The sequence below is a fragment of the Mesorhizobium sp. WSM4898 genome, from assembly GCF_029625845.1.
Classification (GTDB): Bacteria; Pseudomonadota; Alphaproteobacteria; order Rhizobiales; family Rhizobiaceae; genus Mesorhizobium.
Genome location: NZ_JARTVQ010000001.1, coordinates 1,383,880 through 1,400,819, shown reverse-complemented (window position 1 = coordinate 1,400,819; position 16,940 = coordinate 1,383,880). Strand labels below are relative to the sequence as shown.

The following is a 16,940-nucleotide window of genomic DNA, read 5'->3' as shown; positions in this document are numbered from 1 at the left end:
GCCACCTTCTCCCACAAAGGGAGAAGGAGAGGTTGGCGCCCTACTTGCCACGTGCCCGCTCCTCGGCCTGCGCTGCCAGGATCTTCTTCACCTCGGAGAGCAGCTCGCTCTCCGCTACCGTCACCTGCGCCGGGCGCGCGGCGCGCCATTCCGCGTTATCGGTGATCTCGGCCGACAGGCGCGCGCCTTCGATCAGGTCCTTGATCTGCACCTCGCCCTTGACGCGCTCGTCGCCGCCCTGGATGAGGGCGATCGGGCTGCCGCGACGGTCGGCATATTTCAGCTGCGCCTTCATACCGGCGCCGCCGAGATACATTTCCGAGCGAATGCCGGCGGCGCGCAGATCGGCGACCATCTTCTGGTAGCGGCCGAGGCTTTCCGTATCCTTATCCATGACCAGGACGACGACCGGCGCAATGACGTCGGAAGTGTCGAGCTTGCCGAGGTTCTTCAGCGCCGTCATTAGCCGCGAGACGCCGATCGAGAAGCCGGTCGCCGGTACCGGCTCGCCGCGGAAACGCGAGACCAGCCCGTCATAGCGGCCGCCGCCGCCGACCGAGCCGAAGCGCACGATCTGGCCGTCCTCGTTGGGGATCTCGGCCAGCAGCTCGGCCTCGAAGACCGGGCCGGTGTAATATTCGAGGCCGCGCACGACGGAGCGGTCCATCGCAATGCGGTCCTCGCCATATTCTGCAGCCCTGACCAGAGCTTCAATCGTTGCAAGTTCGCCGACGCCTTCCTGATACACAGCGTTGGCACCGACGCTGGAATCCTGGCCAGCCTGGCCGTTCCTTGCCGTTGCGAGAAGAACCGATTCGGCCTGCGCGTCGTTCAGCCCCGCGCCCTTTGCGAAATCGCCTTCGCCTTCCTTGCCGCCATCCCATCGGCCCGGGCCAAGCAGCAGCCTCACGCCTTCCGGGCCGAGCTTGTCCAGCTTGTCGATGGCGCGCAGCACCGTCAGTCTGCGCCCAGCATTCTCCTCACCGCCAAGCCCAATCGCCTCCAGCACACCGTCCAGCACCTTGCGGTTGTTGACGCGGATGACGTAGTCGCCCCGCTTGATGCCAAGCGCCTCCATCACGTCGGCCATCATCATCGCCATCTCGGCGTCGGCGGCGACGCCCGGCGTGCCGATCGTATCGGCGTCGAACTGCATGAACTGGCGGAAGCGGCCGGGGCCCGGCTTCTCGTTGCGGAACACCCAGCCGGACCGGTAGCTGCGATAGGGTTTCGGCAGGCGGTCGTAATTCTCGGCGACGAAACGCGCCGTCGGCGCCGTCAGGTCGTAGCGCAGCGACAGCCACTGGTCGTCATCGTCCTGGAACGAGAAGACGCCTTCGTTCGGGCGGTCCTGGTCGGGCAGGAATTTGCCCAAAGCATCGGTATATTCGATCATCGGCTGGTCGACCGGCTCGAAACCGTAAAGCTCATAGACCGAGCGTATAGTCGCCATCATCTTCTCGACGGCGCGAATGTCTTCTGCGCTGCGGTCGGCAAAACCGCGCGGCAGGCGCGCTTTCGTCTTTTCCGATTTGTCGGCCATGGATGGGTCTTTTCGCTATGTGAACGCTGACTTATTTCGAGCGGGCGTGTCCTAGACGATACCGCCTTGGGCGGCAAGGGTTGGCGCCTTCCCTTCTCCTTGTGCGAGAAGGAAAGGCCGTGCCTTCGAAACAAAACGGCGCCAAGAACGAAACAATTGCGTCACCAGCGCGGCATGCTGCCGACACAATCAAGGACCATAAAGCGCGCCGAAATAAGGGTTCGGGCCATGACGACCACGGAAGACATCATTGAGAGCAAGCCGGTTCCCAAGCTCCGGCCGGCCGACAGCGCCACCCCCAAGCCGGCGCAGCAGCCCGCAGGGCCGTTCGGGGTCGTGGCGGAAGCCCACAAGCCGACGGTGCGCGACGCGCTGGTGACCGGACTGCTGGTGATCTACCCGGCCTTTGCCGCCGTGGCGGCCATCATCGCCGGGCTGTTTCTGACTAGCGCCGGTAGCCTCTGATCTTGCCCCACCCTCCAATCTGAGGACGCGTAGCGTCGGAGGCGAGAACTCGGTTTTGCGACCCGACCCGCGCCTTCGGCGCGACCTGCCCACAAGGGGGCCATAAGGGGCAGGTAGAGGTGACGCTATTTCGGCCTCTTGAACCTCTGCCGTTCGGCCTCCACCTCTGCCCGGCAGACACAGCCTTCGAGATGGTCGTTGACCAAGCCCATCGCCTGCATGAAGGCATAGACGGTGGTCGGGCCGACGAAGCTCCAGCCGCGCTTCTTCAGTTCCTTCGAGATCCGGACCGAGACCGCCGTCGTCGGATTGGCGCGCAGTTGGGCGAGGTCGACGACCCTCGGCCGCTCGTCAGGCCCCGGCTCGAACTTCCAGAACCAGGCGGCCAGCGAGCCGAATTCATCGGCCATTTCACGGGCACGCCCGGCGTTGTTGATGGTCGAGACGATCTTGCCGCGATGGCGGATGATGCCGACATTGCCGAGCAGACGCTCGACATCCTTGTCGGTGAACGCCGCCACCTTGTCGAAGTCGAAATTGGCGAAAGCCTCGCGGAAATTCTCGCGCTTGCGCAGGATAGTCAGCCAGGAGAGACCGGACTGGAAACCTTCGAGGCAGATCTTTTCGAAGAGCCGGCGATCGTCCGCTACCGGCCGGCCCCATTCATGGTCGTGATAGTCCAGATAGTCCGGCAGATTGCCGTGCCAGAAGCAGCGCGCGATACCGTCGGGGCCATCGAGCAGGCCGGCATTTTCTTGTTCCATTGTTAGAAATCCGTCCGTTAATGCGCGCAAGCGTCGGTTTTACCGTGGCTTTACCAGATTCCTGAACCGGCCGGTAACCACACCACAAAGTTTACTGACAAGTCGGCATTTTACGCGTTCCGATTCATGTTTTGCTTGCCGCTCAGCGCCAAGGATCGCCACGCCGAGGGCTCTTCCCTGCTCTTGGACGAGTTCGACGATCAAGGTGCGTTCCGATGAAGACAGCGTTCACTTTCGTGCTCGGCGCAGCCGCGGTGCTTGCCGCCGGCGCGACGACCTCTTTCGCCAATGACCGTTATGCCGACAGGCCGCCCGTGATGGTGAGCCCCGATCTTTCAGCGCCTTGGGTGCTGCAGCTCGGCCATGCGCCAGGGATCGTGCGCCCGAGCCGCCGGGCGACCCAGCAGCCGCTGCGGCGGCTTTTCCAGGCGCAGCCCGACCAGCAGCGCACCGCAGCCGTGCGGCAGCCTGCCAAGCGCATGGTGATGCGGCCACAGATCAACCCGATCTACCTGCCTCAGGAAGTCGCCTATGACGGGCCGCAGAGGCCGGGCACGATCGTCATCGATACCCACCAGAACTTCCTTTATCTTGTCGAGAAGGACGGCAAGGCGCGCCGTTACGGTGTCGGCACCGGCAAGCCCGGTTTCGAATGGTCGGGCACGCACAAGATCACCGACAAGAAAGTGTGGCCGGACTGGCGCCCGCCGGCGGCAATGATCGCCCGCGAGGCGGCCAAGGGTCGCTACCTGCCGACCTATCTGGCCGGCGGCATCGAGAACCCGCTCGGCGCGCGCGCACTCTATCTCGGCACCACGGAATACCGCATCCACGGCACCAACCAGCCCTGGACGATCGGGGGCGCGGTGTCCTCCGGCTGCATCCGCATGCGCAACGAGGATGTTGTCGACCTCTACGAGCGCGTCAATGTCGGAACAACCGTCGAGGTGATATAGTAATTGCGAATCAGCCGGTTAGGCGGCGCTGAGCAGTTTTGGCGCTTGCTGTTGCCCTCAAGCCATAGCGCGCCTTTGATAGACATGCTTAGACTGGCATCGAGTTAACGGGGGACGGGCCGTGTGGGGATACGGTCAGTCACGAAAGGGCAGCACGGGAGACCGCGCTGCCCTTTTCGTTTCAAGCCCGTCAGCGGGTCGCCCCGGAAGCAGCATGCTTCGCATTCGGGGCTGATTTCCCGGCCCACCTCTGCTATGCAGCGCACAATCTTGTTTTTACGCAATTCCGGACGGAAAACCGCCCTTCTGGAGTTGCTCCAGAAGGCAGAGGTTTCCACCTATGACCCGGTCCGACGACAGCCGCTATCTCAGGGGCGGTCCGGTCGCCCAGCGCATCATCGCTTCGGTACGCGAGGAAGCGGCCATCGCCACAGCGGAAGGCTTCCCGCCGAAGCTGGTCTCGATCACCGTCGGCGACACCGACGCGGTCGACGTCTATGTGCGCAACCAGCGCGCCAAGGCCGGGCTTGCCGGCATCGGCTTCGAGGAACGGCGCTTTGCCGCCGACATCACGGCGGGCGAGCTGGAAGCCGCCATTCACGGCCTCAACGCCGATCCGCGCGTCACCGGTATCATCATCCAGCGGCCGGTGCCGGCGCATATCCCGATCAAGACGCTGCAGGCGGCGGTGCACCCGCTGAAGGACGTCGAGGGCATGCATCCGGCCTCGATCGGCAACATCGTCTACAACCAGCTCGACCTCGCGCCCTGCACGGCGGCCGCATCGGTCGAACTGCTCAAAGAGACCGGCCTCGACCTGAAAGGCCTCGAGGTGGTGGTGGTCGGCCATTCCGAGATCGTCGGCAAGCCGATCGCCTTTCTGCTGATGAGCGAGGGTGCGACAGTGACGGTGTGCCATCACATGACGCGCTCGGTGGCGGCGCATGCGCGGCGCGCGGACGCGCTGTTCGTCGCCGTCGGCAGGCCGCGACTGATCAAGGCCGAGATGGTGAAGCCCGGCGCCTGCGTCATCGACATCGGCATCAATTCCGAGATCGGCCCGGACGGCGAGAGCCGCATCGTCGGCGATGTCGACACCGAGAGCGTCAAGGAGGTCGCCTCCTGGATCACGCCGGTGCCGGGCGGCGTCGGCCCGCTGACGGTGGCGATCCTGCTGCGCAACACCATGGTGGCGCTCAGCCGTCAGCGCGCGCTCTACCGCGCGACCTACGGTGTGGCGGACCAGCTGGCGGCTGAGTAGCTATTCCGCGCCACCCAGGCTGTTCTCGGAAACGCCATCGGGCTTCGGGCCGCCATAGGCCCAGTCGAGCAATTTTATCGTGTGCACCACCGGCAGCTTCGCCGCGGACGCGATCTGCGTGATGCAGCCTATATTGCCGGTGGCAACGATTTCGGCGCCGGTCGCCTCGATATTTTTCACCTTGCGGTTGCGCAGCTTGGCCGAAATGTCGGGCTGCAGGATGTTGTAGGTGCCGGCCGAGCCGCAGCAGAGATGCCCCTCGCGCGGCTCGCGCACGACGAAGCCCGCCTTGGCCAAAAGCTCCTTCGGCTGACGGGTAATCTTCTGGCCGTGCTGCATCGAGCAGGCGGAATGATAGGCGACGATCGTGCCCGGCTTGCGCACCGGCTCAGGCAGGTCGAGGGCAGCGAGATATTCGGTGATATCCTTAGCCACCGCCGAGACACGAGCCGCCTTTTCCGCATAGGCCGGATCGAGACGCAGCATGAAGCCGTAATCCTTGATGGTGGTGCCGCAGCCGGACGCGGTGATGATGATGGTGTCGAGCCCGCCCTGGTCTATCGCGCGCGTCCAGGCGTCGACATTTTGCCTAGCCGACGCAAGAGCCTGATCCTCGCGGCCCATGTGGTGCACCAGCGCGCCGCAGCAGCCCTCGCCTTCCGGCACCACGACCTCGACGCCGAGCCGCGTCAGCAGCGAGACGGCCGCCTCGTTGATGGCGGGATCGAGCACCGACTGGGCGCAACCGGTGAGGATGGCGACGCGGCCGCGTTTCGTGCCCTGCCCCGCATGCACCCCGGGCGAGGCGATCGGCGATGCCGGCGGGATCGACGACGGCGCAAGCTCTAGCATGGCGGCGACCGGCTTCAGGGTCGGCAGCTTTTCCAACAGGCCGATCAATGGCCGGCCGAGCCGGGCGAGCTTCAGCGCGGCGCGGAAGCGGCCTGGATAGGGCAGCACGAAAGCCAGCATGGCGCGGATCAGCCGGTCGAGCAGCGGCCGTCTGTAGGTCTGCTCGATGTGGGCGCGGGCATGATCGACCAGATGCATGTAATTCACGCCTGACGGACATGTCGTCATGCAGGCAAGGCAGGAGAGGCAGCGGTCGATATGGGTGACGATCTCCTTATCCGCCGGCCGGCCGTTCTCCAGCATATCCTTGATGAGATAGATGCGGCCGCGCGGCGAATCCAACTCGTTGCCGAGCGTTACATAGGTCGGGCAAGTCGCGGTGCAGAAGCCGCAATGCACGCATTTGCGCAGGATCTTCTCCGATTCCGCGACATGCGGGTCAGCGAGCTGCGCGGCTGAAAAATTGGTCTGCACGAAAAATGTCCTTATCGTCTAAGCATGATCTTTTCCGCAAACCGGTTTTCACTTTGCTGGATCATGCTCTCATTGACCGAGAAGCCAGCTTTGCGGGTCCCTGATCGGCTCGCCACGCTGCAGCGTCTGCAGGCCGAGAATGCAGCGGACGATGAACCAGACGGCAACCGCAAACATCAGCAGGAAGCCGATCGCGAGCATCATCAGGACCACCGAGATCAGCGCGTAGAGAAGGCCGATCCAGAACGTCCTGATCAGGAATGTGTAGTGGCTTTCGACATAGCCGCCCGCCTTGCCGCGATTGATGTAGGCGAGCACGATTCCGATAATGCCGGTGACGCCGACGACAAGGCTGGCGAGATAGAGAATGTAGATGATCAGCGCGTTGGTCTGACCCGGCTCAAGCCAGCGATCGGTCTGGCGCGAGCCGCTGCCCGGGCCTGGATTGGCATTGCTCATGGTGCTGCTCCCTCCGTTGACAGAGAAAGAGTAGCAGAGCTGGAAGTAGGCGCCATGCGGCCGGGGTTGAGAATGTGCTTCGGGTCAAACTCGGCCTTCACCCGCGCGGAAAGCGCCGCCAGATACGGCGGTTGCGGTTCGAAAACGGGGAGCGCCGCGCGATGCGAGGCAGATGCGCGCGCCAGCGTCGCGTGACCGCCGCCATATTTGCGAATAAGACCGCGCAGCAGTTCCGCGTCCGGGTCGTCCTCGCGCATCGAGAGCCACGCGAGACCGCCCTGCCAGTCATAAAAGGCGTCAACCGCCGCCTGCATGCGCAGCGCCATCACCATATGATGCGCCTCAGACGGCGGCATCGAGACGCGCCAGACCGGCCCTGCGCCGCCATCGGCAAAAGGCACACAGTCGCGGATGTCGCGCCAGATCGCCTTCGACGCTTCGCCGGCAATTTCCTGCAGCGGGCCGGCCTTGCTGAGCAGGTTCCGCAATGCCTCGGTACGGTAGACGACCGAGGGGCCAAAGCCTTCGACGCGCAGCAGCGTCGCGGCATCGCTGCCGAGATGGCCGGCGGCGACCCGCGCGGCGATCCGCTCGGGCAGGTGCGCGGCGCTCGAGACCTCGGCGCTGGAGCCCAGCGCCAGCGCCATAGCCGCAACGGCAGCATCGTCGAGCAGGCCTCGAATGGCCAAAGTCACCTCCGTTTCCGCCGCCGGCAGCACCTTGAAGGTGACGTCGGTCAGCGCGGCGAGCGTGCCCCAGCTCCCCGCCATCAGCTTGGAAAGGTCGTAGCCGGTGACGTTCTTGACGACGCGGCCGCCCGACTTGAAGGCTTCGCCGCGGCCGGAAACCGCCGATATGCCGAGAATGTGGTCGCGTGCCGCACCCGCCTTGAGCCGGCGCGGACCGGATAGGTTGGAAGCCAGCACGCCGCCCAGCGTTCCCTTACCCGGCTCGCCGCCGAGCAGCGGCCCGTAATCCATCGGCTCGAAGGCGAATTGCTGGCCGTTCTCGGCAAGCAGCTTTTCGACTTCGGCGAGTGGCGTGCCGGCGCGTGCCGAAAGCACCAGCTCGGCCGGCTCGTAGAGCGTGACGCCGGTGAGCTTCGACAGGTCGAGCCAATGTTCGGTCTGCAGCGGCCGGCCAATGCCCCGCTTGGAGCCATGGCCGAGGATTTCGAGCGGGCTTTCCTCCGCGGTGGCCCATTGGATGGTGGAGAGGACTTCGGCGGGGCTGGATGGGGTGAAGGTGGTCATTGCAATCTCCGGTTCCTCGCCCCCGCGAAGCGGGGAGAGAAACCCAAGTTCTGGGACGTTCCCATCAAAACCTCGGAATGTCCGGAAACGCCATCTGGCCCCGATGCACGTGCATGCGTCCGAGCTCGGCGCAGCGGCGGAGCTGCGGGAAGACCTTGCCGGGGTTGAGCAGGTGGCTGGGGTCGAAGGCGCATTTGACGCGCATTTGCTGGTCGAGATCGACTTGGTTGAACATTTCGGGCATCAGGTCGCGCTTCTCGACGCCGACGCCATGCTCGCCGGTGAGCACGCCGCCGACCTCGACACACAGCCGCAATATGTCGGCGCCGAAACGCTCGGCCTTGTCGAGCTCGCCCGGCACGTTGGCGTCGTAGAGGATCAGCGGGTGCAGGTTGCCGTCGCCGGCATGGAAGACATTGGCGACGCCCAACCCGTATTCTTCGGAGAGATCGCGCATGCCGGCGAGCACGCGCGGCAGCTGCTTGCGCGGGATGGTGCCGTCCATGCAGTAATAGTCGGGCGAGATGCGGCCGACGGCCGGGAAGGCGGCCTTGCGTCCGGCCCAGAAGCTCAGCCGCTCCTGCTCCGACTGCGAGATGCGGCAGGTGGTCGAGCCGTTGCGGTAGGCGATCGCCTCGACCAAGCCGATCAGGTGATCGACTTCGACGCTCGGCCCGTCGAGCTCGACGATCAGCAGCGCCTCGACATCCAGCGGATAGCCGGCATGGACGAAATCCTCGGCCGCGTGGATCGCCGGGCGATCCATCATCTCCATGCCGCCCGGGATGATGCCGGCGCCGATGATGTCGGCGACGCATTGGCCGCCCTGCTCGCTGGTCGGAAAGCCGATCAACAGCGCGCGTGCCGTCTCCGGCTTCTTCAGGATGCGCACCGTCACCTCGGTGACGACGCCGAGCAGGCCTTCCGAACCGGTCATGACGCCGAGCAGGTCATAGCCTTCCTGATCGAGATGGCTGCCGCCGAGCCGCACCACCTCGCCATTCATCAGCACCATCTGGATGCCCAGCACATTGTTGGCGGTAAGCCCGTATTTCAGGCAATGCACGCCGCCGGAATTTTCCGCGACATTGCCGCCGATCGAGCAGGCGATCTGGGAGGATGGATCGGGGGCGTAGTAAAAGCCCTCCTGCTCGACGGCGGTGGTGATGCCGAGATTGGTGACGCCCGGCTGGGCGACGACGACACGGTTCGGATAGTCGATCGCGAGGATGCGGTTGAAGCGGCTCATCACCAGAAGCACGGCATCTTCGAGCGGCAGCGCGCCGCCCGACAGCGACGTGCCGGAACCGCGCGGCACGACGCGGATGTTGCGCTCGTTGCAATATTTCAGCACGCGGGAGACCTGCGCCACCGTCTCGGGCAGCACGACGACGAGCGGCAGTTGGCGGTAGGCGGTCAGGCCGTCGCTCTCGAAGGCGCGCATCTCGGTGGCCGTGTCGACAACGCCCTCGCCCGGCACGATGATGCGCATGTCGGCGACGATCTCGGCGCGCTTGCGCAGCGTCCCGGCATCTGGCTTGGGCATGGCAAGGCCGGACATCGAAGCCTCCTCCACTCGACTGGTCAAAATCTTTTACCAGCCGGGAGCATTCCTTGCAAACGCTGCTTTGGTCGAAATCGGATGGCGAACGACGGCCGAGCTTTCGCAGCGGCAATCTGCCGCTGGCTTCTGCCCGCTTGAGGGACCCTCGAGGGGAGATGGCCGCGAAGCGGTCAGGGGTTCGCCTCACGTAACCGCCGGCTCGTCTGGCGTCGAGGAAGATCCTGGAGCTTCTCGCGCCGCGGCCCCCTGTTGTCTTCGGGAAATCTCCCGGTCGAGGGGAAGTTTACTCGCCCGGATGCTTGGCCGGCTCGGAGTGCATCCTGCGCACGCGGCGCACGCCCCACCAGACGAGCAGGATGGCGACCGGCACCGAAGCCGCGGTGACGACTTCCGGCGGGAAGGCATGGCCGAAGCTCGACGCGCCTTTGGCGACATAGCCGATGAGGCCGACGACATAATAAGAGACGGCAGCGACGGAGAGACCTTCGACCGTCTGCTGCAGGCGCAACTGCAGCCTGGCGCGATTGTTCATCGAGGCCAGCAGGTCGCGGTTCTGCTTCTCGACGTCGACATCGACCCAGGTGCGCAGCAACGTGGTGGCGCGGGTGAGTTTTCGCGAGAGGTTCGCCTGGCGCTCCTCCACCGAGCGGCAGGTTCGCATCGCCGGCGCCATGCGCCGTTGCAGGAAGCCTGCCCAGGTGTCGTAGCCCTGTACCGACTCCTCATCCAGCGCCTCCAACCGCTCGCTGACGATGCCGTCATAGGCGCGGCTGGCGCCGAAACGGTAGAGGCTGGATGCCGCATCGGCCTCCAATTCGGCTGCAAGTTCGGTGAGGTCGGCGAGCAAGGTCTGGCTGTCGCGGGTCTCGGCCGCCTTCATTTCAAGCGTCGTCTGCGCCAGCCGGTCCTCGATGCGGCGGGCGCGGCCAGACAGCGTCAGCGCCAGCGGCAGGCCAAGCATGGCAAGCGTCCGGTAGGTCTCGATGTCGATCAGCCGTTGCGACAAGGCGCCGGTGCTCGCCGGCGTCAGGCCGCGGTCGAGCACCAGCATGCGGGTCAGCCCGTCACCATCCTGGCGAAAGTCGGTGACGATGGCCGCCGCACCGCGCTCGACCAGCGAATAGCAGAGGCTGGTCGGATCGAAGCCGGCGATCAGCTTCTCGCTCGCCTGCGTCCATTTGCGGATTTCGAGCCGGATGCCGGAGATCACCGTTCCCGGCGGCGAGAAGCCGTTGCCGAAGGGCGAATCCTCCTGGCCCCGGCTGCTTTCGGCCAGCGGCCCTTCCCAGAGATAGGTCGAGAACTCCGTATGCCGTTCCCAGCGCAAGGTGCCCTTGCCCCATTTCATGGCATGGTGGCGGGCATGGCGTTCGGGCGCTGCGATGCCCAAGCGCCGCGACAGGTCCGACAGCACGGCAAGGTCGACGGCCGAGCCGCCTTCGGTCATGAACGAGAGTTGGATGAGCACGCGCGGCTTCTCGACCAGCGGGTGCGGACGAGCATGGACCTCGCCTAGCGCGCCGGGGCGACCCTCATGGGCCGGAAAGCCCATGACGCTGCCCTGGGCACGCGGCTGGAATTCGAGATTGGCGTCCGACACGGCTGGTCCCCCTGGTTTCGACCCTTCGTGCAATCGCGTTGTCTTGCGGCAATCGGCAGGGGCCGTAAACAGCAAATTTCAACTGCAGCCGATTCACAGAGCCGCCGAGGAGTCGACCTGATTCGGCGAATTGGATAAATAATTTGACCAGTTGGCGACGGAGGCTTAGATCTGCGCGACATCCATTCCGTTTCCAGGCGCGCTTCCATTGAGCGATATCTTCTCCAGGATCGAGCATTCGCGCACCGCCGACGAGGTGGTGCAGCAGATCGAGAGCCTGATCCTCGAGGGCGTGCTGCGCACCGGCGACCGGCTGCCGGGCGAGCGCGAGCTGGCGCGTCAGTTCGACGTGTCGCGGCCGATCCTGCGCGACGCGCTGAAGGCGCTGGAAGGACGCGGGCTGCTGACCACCAGACCGGGCGGCGGCACGCATGTCGCCGACGTCATCGGCCAGCTTTTCACCAGGCCGGTGACCGATCTGATCTCGATGCACCGCAAGGCGGTGACCGACTATCTGGAATACCGGCGCGAGGTCGAGGCAATCGCGGCCGAATACGCGGCGCGGCGAGCGACGCCCGAGGATCTGGCGCTGCTTGACCGCATCATGGCGCGCATGGACGAGGCGCACCGTACCGGCGACTTCGACGACGAGGCGGAAATCGACGTCGAATTCCACCACGCGGTCTGCGAATGCGCGCACAACATCATCCTCCTGCACACGCTGCGCTCCTGCTACCGGCTGCTCTCCGAGGGCGTGTTCCAGAACCGGTTGCTGGTCTTCACCGTGCCCGGCGCGCGCGAGGCGTTGCTTGAGCAGCACCGGGCAATCCACGCCGCGATCAAGGCGGCGGATCCCGCCGCCGCCCGCAAGGCGGCGATGGACCACATTACCTATGTCGAGCGCTCCATGGCTGAGGCCGAGCGCAGCGGCGACTGGCAGCGCGTGTCACGGCTGAGGCTCAGGCAGCGCTCGGAAGCCGGCGACATCGAACCGACACGCAAACGCTCCTAAGCACTGATCACGCGGGGACTACCATGAGCGACATCCTCACCATCGCCGACCTCAAGGACATGGCGCGCCGCAAGGTGCCGAAGATGTTCTTCGACTATGCCGATTCCGGCGCCTGGACGGAGAGCACCTACCGCGCCAACGAGGAGGACTTCGGCAAGATAAAATTCCGCCAGCGCGTGCTGGTCGACATGAGCAACCGCTCGCTGGAATCGACCATGATCGGTGAGAAGGTGGCGATGCCGGTGGCGTTGGCACCGACCGGGCTGACCGGCATGCAGCATGCCGACGGCGAGATGCTCGCGGCGCAGGCGGCTGAGGAATTCGGCGTGCCGTTCACGCTCTCGACCATGAGCATCTGTTCGATCGAGGACGTCGCCTCGGTGACCAAGAAGCCGTTCTGGTTCCAACTCTACGTGCTGCGCGACAAGGATTTCGTCGTCAATCTCATCGACCGCGCTAAGGCGGCGAAATGCTCGGCGCTGGTGCTGACGCTTGACCTGCAGATCCTCGGTCAGCGTCACAAGGACGTGCGCAACGGGCTGTCGGCACCGCCCAAGATGACGCTCGCCAACATTGTCGATCTCGCCCTCAAGCCGCGCTGGTGCCTGGGGATAGCGGGCACGCCGCGCCGCACCTTCCGCAACATCGTCGGCCACGCCAAGGGTGTCGGCGACGTTTCTTCGCTGTCGTCCTGGACGACGGAGCAGTTCGACCCGCAGCTGTCCTGGAAGGATGTCGCCTGGATCAAGGAGCGCTGGGGCGGCAAGCTGATCCTGAAGGGCATCCTCGACAAGGAGGATGCGTTGATGGCGGCCGAGACGGGAGCCGACGCGATCATCGTGTCCAATCATGGCGGGCGGCAGCTCGACGGCGCCGCCTCCTCGATCTCGGTGCTGGAAGAGATCGCCGACGCTGTCGGCGATCGGATCGAGGTGCATATGGATGGCGGCATTCGCTCGGGTCAGGACGTGCTCAAGGCGCTCTGCCTCGGCGCCAAGGGCACCTATATCGGCCGGCCGTTCCTTTACGGACTCGGCGCGATGGGCAAGGCGGGCGTCACCAAGGCGCTGGAGATCATCCGCAAGGAGATGGACATCACGCTGGCGCTGTGCGGTAAGCGTCTGGTAACCGACATGGGCAAGGACCAGCTGCGGCGCTAGGGGCTTATTCACCGATCCGCTCTAGTTTCCCGTGATGACAGACACGGGAAGACGTCGCCTTGACTGAAGCCGGCATCCACTATCTAGACGCGCGCGGGCCGAAAGGCATACGCATCTATGCCATCGGCGACGTGCATGGCCGTCATGACCTGCTCGCCGCCATGCACAGCCGGATAGCAAGCGATCTGGAGTACGGACCAAAGTCCGATTGGCGCATCATCCATCTCGGCGATTATGTCGACCGCGGACCGGACTCGAGGAACGTCATCGAATTCCTGATCGAGGCGCGGAGCCGTGATCCCCGCAACATCATGCTTGCCGGCAACCATGACATCGGCATGCTCGAATTCCTTGCCAAACCCGATCCGGAGGGTCTGTTCATGCGCTATGGCGGCGTCCAGACCGCGGCGTCATACGGGGTGAAGCTCTCGACCGGCAGCAGCTGGTTCGGCAGGTCGGACGAGGCGCTGGAGCACGGACACGCGGCCCTGGTCGAAGCAGTGCCGCAAGCCCATGTCGACTTCCTGCGCTCGCTGTCTTTTTCAGCGTCCTTCGGCGACTTCTTCTTCTGCCATGCCGGCATCCGGCCGGGGGTGCCGCTCGAAAGCCAGAACGAGCTGGACCTGATCTGGATCCGCGACGTCTTCCACGATTACCCGGGGCTGTATCCCAAAGTGATCGTGCACGGGCATACGCCGGTGCCGGACGTCGAGGTGATGGCCAACCGCGTCAATCTCGACACGCTCGCCTGGCAGGCGGGAACGCTCAGCGCACTTGCCGTCGACGGCGCTGAAAAGCGCATTCTGACGGTCGAGGGAATGGCGTTCTGGCCATGACCCCAAGTGTGGGATCAGCTTTCCGTTTGTCGGGAAGGATCAGGCTCTAGCGAAGCGCCGCGGTGACGCCGTAGCCGTCGACGGCCTGGTGATTGTTTGCAGCGTCGGCAGAATAAATGCCGAGGCCGCACACGACGATGGCAGACAGCATTACAAAGGACAAAAGCGCTGCTTTCACGGACGTCATCTCTGGTTGAGCTTTCTGCATCTGTGCATGAGGCGGTTACCAATGCGTTGAAACGATAAAATGCGTCTCAATGTTTCGACGATTTCGCCCTTCTAAGCAGATTCTGTATCGCCGGTGTGTCGCTTGGATCACACAACAGGTTCATCGCGGTTGCACGGACGATACAGAGGGCGCCCTCTTAGGCGGGCGGCCGGACACAAACCAAGAATGAAGTGCGTTTTCCCCAGGCGGAACTGCCGCCGCGTGCCAATTATGTCACGCTCCGCGGCGGTGCGACGGTCAGATCGTCGCCACCCAGGCACGCGCGATCGCGAGCCCTGCGGCGTCGGCGTGCGGTCCGTTGCTAGCCATCTCGTAGTCGAGCCTGCCGGTCCAGTCGGGATGGCGCTCGGCGATCAGCGCCGCGAAGGAGGTGCTCCAGTCGCGCACCAGCGGGCGATCCGCCTCGAAATGGAACTGGAAGCCATAGACGGCGCGGCCAATACGAAAAGCCTGGTTCGCCGCGACATCATTGCCCGCAAGCCGCACGGCCTTCTCGGGTAGGTCGAACGTATCGTCGTGCCATTGGAAAGTCGGGAACTTTTCCGGCAAGGTGCCGAGAACAGGGTCGTGCTTGGCTTCGGCCGTTAGCGACACCCCGCACCAGCCGAATTCAACCGCACCGCCGATGTGGTTGTCGGCGCCAAAGGCGCGGGCGACGAGCTGGCCGCCGAGGCAGATGCCAAGCACCGATCGGTCCTTGCCGGCGAAATCGCGCGTCAATTCGAGCAAGGCGGGAAAATAGGGATAGTCGTCGTCGGCCAGCGCATTCTGCCCCCCGCCCAGAACCACCATGGCATCGTGACCGTTCGCGTCCCGGGGCAGCGCATCGCCTTGGTAGGGGCGGCGCAAGTCAAGCTCGGCGCCAGCCTCCGCGAGAGCGGCGCCGACTTGGCCGAGGCCGGTATTGTCGTAGTTCTGGACCACCAGCACCCGCATCCCCGAATCCCTGCTGACATGAAAATGACGCTGGGAGCGATATCATGCCGCCTCGGTTTCAGCCAAGCCGCGCGCCGGAGAGAAAGCTATGCCACTGCAGAACCGGGTCGATCCGTTCGGCGTCATCCATGCCGTGCCCGAGCGCGGCCTCTTCACCGGTAATCGCGGTATCATCCATGACCCCGAGACTAAAACTCTTCTGAGGAAGCGTTGGGCGCTCCCGGCCTGGATCATCTGCGTCTGCCAATTCCGCGGCGTGCGACGCGAGCCGATGGGCCGCAATCGGCCTGGAGGAAAGGCCGGCTGGACCGAGCTGTTCTTTCTCGACGAGGTGACGGCGCTCGCGGCCGGTCACCGGCCCTGCTTCTTCTGCCGGCGCGACCAAGCGAGAGATTTCGTGCGGCGCTTCGGCGAGGTCTTCGGCATTGCCGAACCGCGCGCGCCGATGGTCGACGAGCGGCTGCACAGGGAGCGGCTGGCCTCCGGCGGGCGGCCGCCGGCCGTCTCATCCGATGAACTCGCCGGTTTGCCGGATGGAGCAGTCGTGGCCGAGGGGGAGACCGCATACGCGCTCCGCGCCGGCAAGGCGCTCGAATGGTCCTTCGCAGGGTATGCCGCGCCTCTTCCGTCCAACCGCCTCGCCGGGCGATCGCTGCGACTGCTCACGCCTGCCACAAGCGTTTCGGTGCTGAGACATGGCTACGCGCCGGTCTGGCATCCGTCCGCCGATACTTGACGACAACCTGCGCCTCGCCCATTGCTCGGCCATGCGCGCCAACTACAAAATGCAGCGGCTGTTCGTGCCGGACGATCTCGGACCGGGCTTCGAATTCGATGCTGGACAGCAGCAGAGCCACTATCTCGCGCATGTGATGCGGCTCGGCGAAGGCGCGGAGGTCCTGCTCTTCAACGGTCGCGACGGCGAGTGGTCGGCTTCGATCGCCGCCAAGACCAAGAAAGCCGTGCGGCTCAAGGTGCTTACCCTGCAGCGGCCGCAGCCGCCGCTGCCCGATCTCGTCTATTGCTTCGCCCCGCTGAAGCAGGGCCGCCTCGACTATCTGGTGCAGAAAGCGGTCGAAATGGGCGCCGGCATCCTGCAACCGGTCATCACTCAGCACACACAAGTGGCCAAGCCTGGCATTGATCGGCTGCGCGCCAATGTTGTCGAAGCGGCCGAGCAATGCGGCATCCTGGCGGTGCCTGAGGTGCGCGAAGCAGAGAAGCTGGAGCGGCTGCTCGGCGGCTGGGACAAGGAACGGCGGCTGATCTTCTGCGACGAGGATGCCTCGACCAACAATCCACTGCCAGCCTTGCAGAAGGTAAGCGAGAAAAAACTCGCGCTGCTGGTGGGGCCAGAGGGCGGCTTTTCCGATGACGAGCGCAGGATGATGCGGGCGCTGCCCTTCGTCAGCGCCATTCCGCTCGGGCCGCGCATCCTGCGCGCCGACACCGCGGCGGTCGCGGCGCTCGCGGTGATGCAGGCGACGATCGGCGACTGGTGATCAAATCCAGTTGAGGCGTGGCTCAGGATTTTTCGCTTGATCGGCTACTGGCATTTCGTCCATCTAGCGCCCGG

17 protein-coding genes are annotated in these 16,940 nt (G+C 64.7%); 8 read left to right on the top strand and 9 right to left on the bottom strand.

What is annotated here, in order from left to right:
• Positions 1-40 precede the first annotated feature (40 nt).
• A complete protein-coding gene (hisS, locus tag P9228_RS06960) occupies positions 41-1,543 on the bottom strand; it encodes a histidine--tRNA ligase (protein ID WP_278052815.1) in 1,503 nt (500 codons plus the stop codon).
• Positions 1,544-1,771: 228 nt separating this feature from the next.
• On the opposite strand from hisS, the gene P9228_RS06955 reads away from it, so the two are divergent.
• The gene (locus P9228_RS06955) at positions 1,772-2,008 is read left to right on the top strand and encodes a hypothetical protein (RefSeq protein WP_278052814.1); all 237 of its coding nucleotides are present in this window, start codon (positions 1,772-1,774) and stop codon (positions 2,006-2,008) included.
• A gap of 125 nt (positions 2,009-2,133) precedes the next feature.
• Here the strand turns inward: P9228_RS06955 and P9228_RS06950 are convergent, their stop codons facing one another.
• Positions 2,134-2,772, bottom strand: coding sequence for a DNA-3-methyladenine glycosylase I (locus tag P9228_RS06950; protein ID WP_127215715.1), 639 nt, complete (start codon positions 2,770-2,772; stop codon positions 2,134-2,136).
• Positions 2,773-2,987: 215 nt separating this feature from the next.
• Between P9228_RS06950 and P9228_RS06945 the strand changes: the two genes are divergently transcribed.
• Both P9228_RS06945 and P9228_RS06940 read left to right on the top strand, forming a co-directional pair.
• Entirely contained in the window at positions 2,988-3,728 is a 741-nt protein-coding gene (locus P9228_RS06945) for a L,D-transpeptidase (protein WP_127403499.1), read from the top strand.
• A gap of 340 nt (positions 3,729-4,068) precedes the next feature.
• Positions 4,069-4,989 carry a bifunctional 5,10-methylenetetrahydrofolate dehydrogenase/5,10-methenyltetrahydrofolate cyclohydrolase gene (locus tag P9228_RS06940; RefSeq protein ID WP_095781901.1) on the top strand — a complete coding sequence of 307 codons (921 nt, stop codon included), beginning with the start codon at positions 4,069-4,071 and terminating at the stop codon, positions 4,987-4,989.
• On the opposite strand, the gene glcF is transcribed toward P9228_RS06940, so the two are convergent.
• From glcF to P9228_RS06915, 5 genes are all read right to left on the bottom strand, one after another.
• Positions 4,990-6,315 (bottom strand): glycolate oxidase subunit GlcF, encoded by a 1,326-nt coding sequence (glcF, locus tag P9228_RS06935; RefSeq protein WP_278052813.1) that lies wholly within the window; start codon positions 6,313-6,315, stop codon positions 4,990-4,992.
• 69 nt (positions 6,316-6,384) lie between these two features.
• Positions 6,385-6,774, bottom strand: a complete 390-nt coding sequence (locus tag P9228_RS06930) for a DUF4870 domain-containing protein (RefSeq protein WP_278052812.1) — start codon at positions 6,772-6,774, stop codon at positions 6,385-6,387.
• Complete coding sequence (locus P9228_RS06925; RefSeq protein WP_278052811.1) at positions 6,771-8,027, bottom strand: FAD-binding protein; 1,257 nt, start codon at positions 8,025-8,027, stop codon at positions 6,771-6,773. The genes P9228_RS06930 and P9228_RS06925 overlap by 4 nt, the downstream gene beginning before the upstream one ends.
• A gap of 64 nt (positions 8,028-8,091) precedes the next feature.
• Positions 8,092-9,588, bottom strand: a complete 1,497-nt coding sequence (locus P9228_RS06920; RefSeq protein WP_278052810.1) for an FAD-linked oxidase C-terminal domain-containing protein — start codon at positions 9,586-9,588, stop codon at positions 8,092-8,094.
• A gap of 286 nt (positions 9,589-9,874) precedes the next feature.
• Complete coding sequence (locus P9228_RS06915; protein WP_067327348.1) at positions 9,875-11,191, bottom strand: DUF3422 family protein; 1,317 nt, start codon at positions 11,189-11,191, stop codon at positions 9,875-9,877.
• Positions 11,192-11,399: 208 nt separating this feature from the next.
• Here P9228_RS06915 and P9228_RS06910 point away from each other — a divergent pair, with 208 nt between their 5' ends.
• The 3 genes from P9228_RS06910 to P9228_RS06900 are packed head-to-tail and all read left to right on the top strand — an operon-like array spanning position 11,400 to position 14,199.
• Entirely contained in the window at positions 11,400-12,203 is an 804-nt protein-coding gene (locus P9228_RS06910) for an FCD domain-containing protein (RefSeq protein ID WP_095801083.1), read from the top strand.
• Positions 12,204-12,226: 23 nt separating this feature from the next.
• Positions 12,227-13,363, top strand: a complete 1,137-nt coding sequence (locus tag P9228_RS06905) for an alpha-hydroxy acid oxidase (protein ID WP_278052809.1) — start codon at positions 12,227-12,229, stop codon at positions 13,361-13,363.
• Positions 13,364-13,422: 59 nt separating this feature from the next.
• Positions 13,423-14,199, top strand: a complete 777-nt coding sequence (locus P9228_RS06900; RefSeq protein WP_278052808.1) for a metallophosphoesterase family protein — start codon at positions 13,423-13,425, stop codon at positions 14,197-14,199.
• A 46-nt stretch (positions 14,200-14,245) separates the two neighbouring features.
• On the opposite strand, the gene P9228_RS06895 is transcribed toward P9228_RS06900, so the two are convergent.
• Positions 14,246-14,386, bottom strand: coding sequence for a hypothetical protein (locus P9228_RS06895; protein WP_124997890.1), 141 nt, complete (start codon positions 14,384-14,386; stop codon positions 14,246-14,248).
• A gap of 279 nt (positions 14,387-14,665) precedes the next feature.
• The gene (locus P9228_RS06890; RefSeq protein WP_278052807.1) at positions 14,666-15,364 is read right to left on the bottom strand and encodes a type 1 glutamine amidotransferase; all 699 of its coding nucleotides are present in this window, start codon (positions 15,362-15,364) and stop codon (positions 14,666-14,668) included.
• An 88-nt stretch (positions 15,365-15,452) separates the two neighbouring features.
• On the opposite strand from P9228_RS06890, the gene P9228_RS06885 reads away from it, so the two are divergent.
• Together P9228_RS06885 and P9228_RS06880 are read left to right on the top strand one after the other, a co-directional pair.
• Entirely contained in the window at positions 15,453-16,100 is a 648-nt protein-coding gene (locus P9228_RS06885; RefSeq protein WP_278052806.1) for a hypothetical protein, read from the top strand.
• A gap of 31 nt (positions 16,101-16,131) precedes the next feature.
• Positions 16,132-16,866, top strand: coding sequence for a 16S rRNA (uracil(1498)-N(3))-methyltransferase (locus P9228_RS06880; protein WP_127217556.1), 735 nt, complete (start codon positions 16,132-16,134; stop codon positions 16,864-16,866).
• Positions 16,867-16,940: the final 74 nt, after the last annotated feature.

What these genes read in the sequence shown, in the direction of transcription:
- P9228_RS06880 (WP_127217556.1), top strand. Translation starts at nt 16,132, where the DNA reads ATGCGCGCCAACTACAAAATGCAGCGGCTGTTCGTGCCGGACGATCTC.
- hisS (WP_278052815.1), bottom strand. Translation starts at nt 1,543, where the DNA reads ATGGCCGACAAATCGGAAAAGACGAAAGCGCGCCTGCCGCGCGGTTTT.
- P9228_RS06895 (WP_124997890.1), bottom strand. Translation starts at nt 14,386, where the DNA reads ATGACGTCCGTGAAAGCAGCGCTTTTGTCCTTTGTAATGCTGTCTGCC.
- P9228_RS06950 (WP_127215715.1), bottom strand. Translation starts at nt 2,772, where the DNA reads ATGGAACAAGAAAATGCCGGCCTGCTCGATGGCCCCGACGGTATCGCG.
- P9228_RS06940 (WP_095781901.1), top strand. Translation starts at nt 4,069, where the DNA reads ATGACCCGGTCCGACGACAGCCGCTATCTCAGGGGCGGTCCGGTCGCC.
- P9228_RS06885 (WP_278052806.1), top strand. Translation starts at nt 15,453, where the DNA reads ATGCCACTGCAGAACCGGGTCGATCCGTTCGGCGTCATCCATGCCGTG.
- P9228_RS06920 (WP_278052810.1), bottom strand. Translation starts at nt 9,588, where the DNA reads ATGTCCGGCCTTGCCATGCCCAAGCCAGATGCCGGGACGCTGCGCAAG.
- P9228_RS06925 (WP_278052811.1), bottom strand. Translation starts at nt 8,027, where the DNA reads ATGACCACCTTCACCCCATCCAGCCCCGCCGAAGTCCTCTCCACCATC.
- P9228_RS06890 (WP_278052807.1), bottom strand. Translation starts at nt 15,364, where the DNA reads ATGCGGGTGCTGGTGGTCCAGAACTACGACAATACCGGCCTCGGCCAA.
- P9228_RS06945 (WP_127403499.1), top strand. Translation starts at nt 2,988, where the DNA reads ATGAAGACAGCGTTCACTTTCGTGCTCGGCGCAGCCGCGGTGCTTGCC.
- P9228_RS06905 (WP_278052809.1), top strand. Translation starts at nt 12,227, where the DNA reads ATGAGCGACATCCTCACCATCGCCGACCTCAAGGACATGGCGCGCCGC.
- P9228_RS06930 (WP_278052812.1), bottom strand. Translation starts at nt 6,774, where the DNA reads ATGAGCAATGCCAATCCAGGCCCGGGCAGCGGCTCGCGCCAGACCGAT.
- P9228_RS06955 (WP_278052814.1), top strand. Translation starts at nt 1,772, where the DNA reads ATGACGACCACGGAAGACATCATTGAGAGCAAGCCGGTTCCCAAGCTC.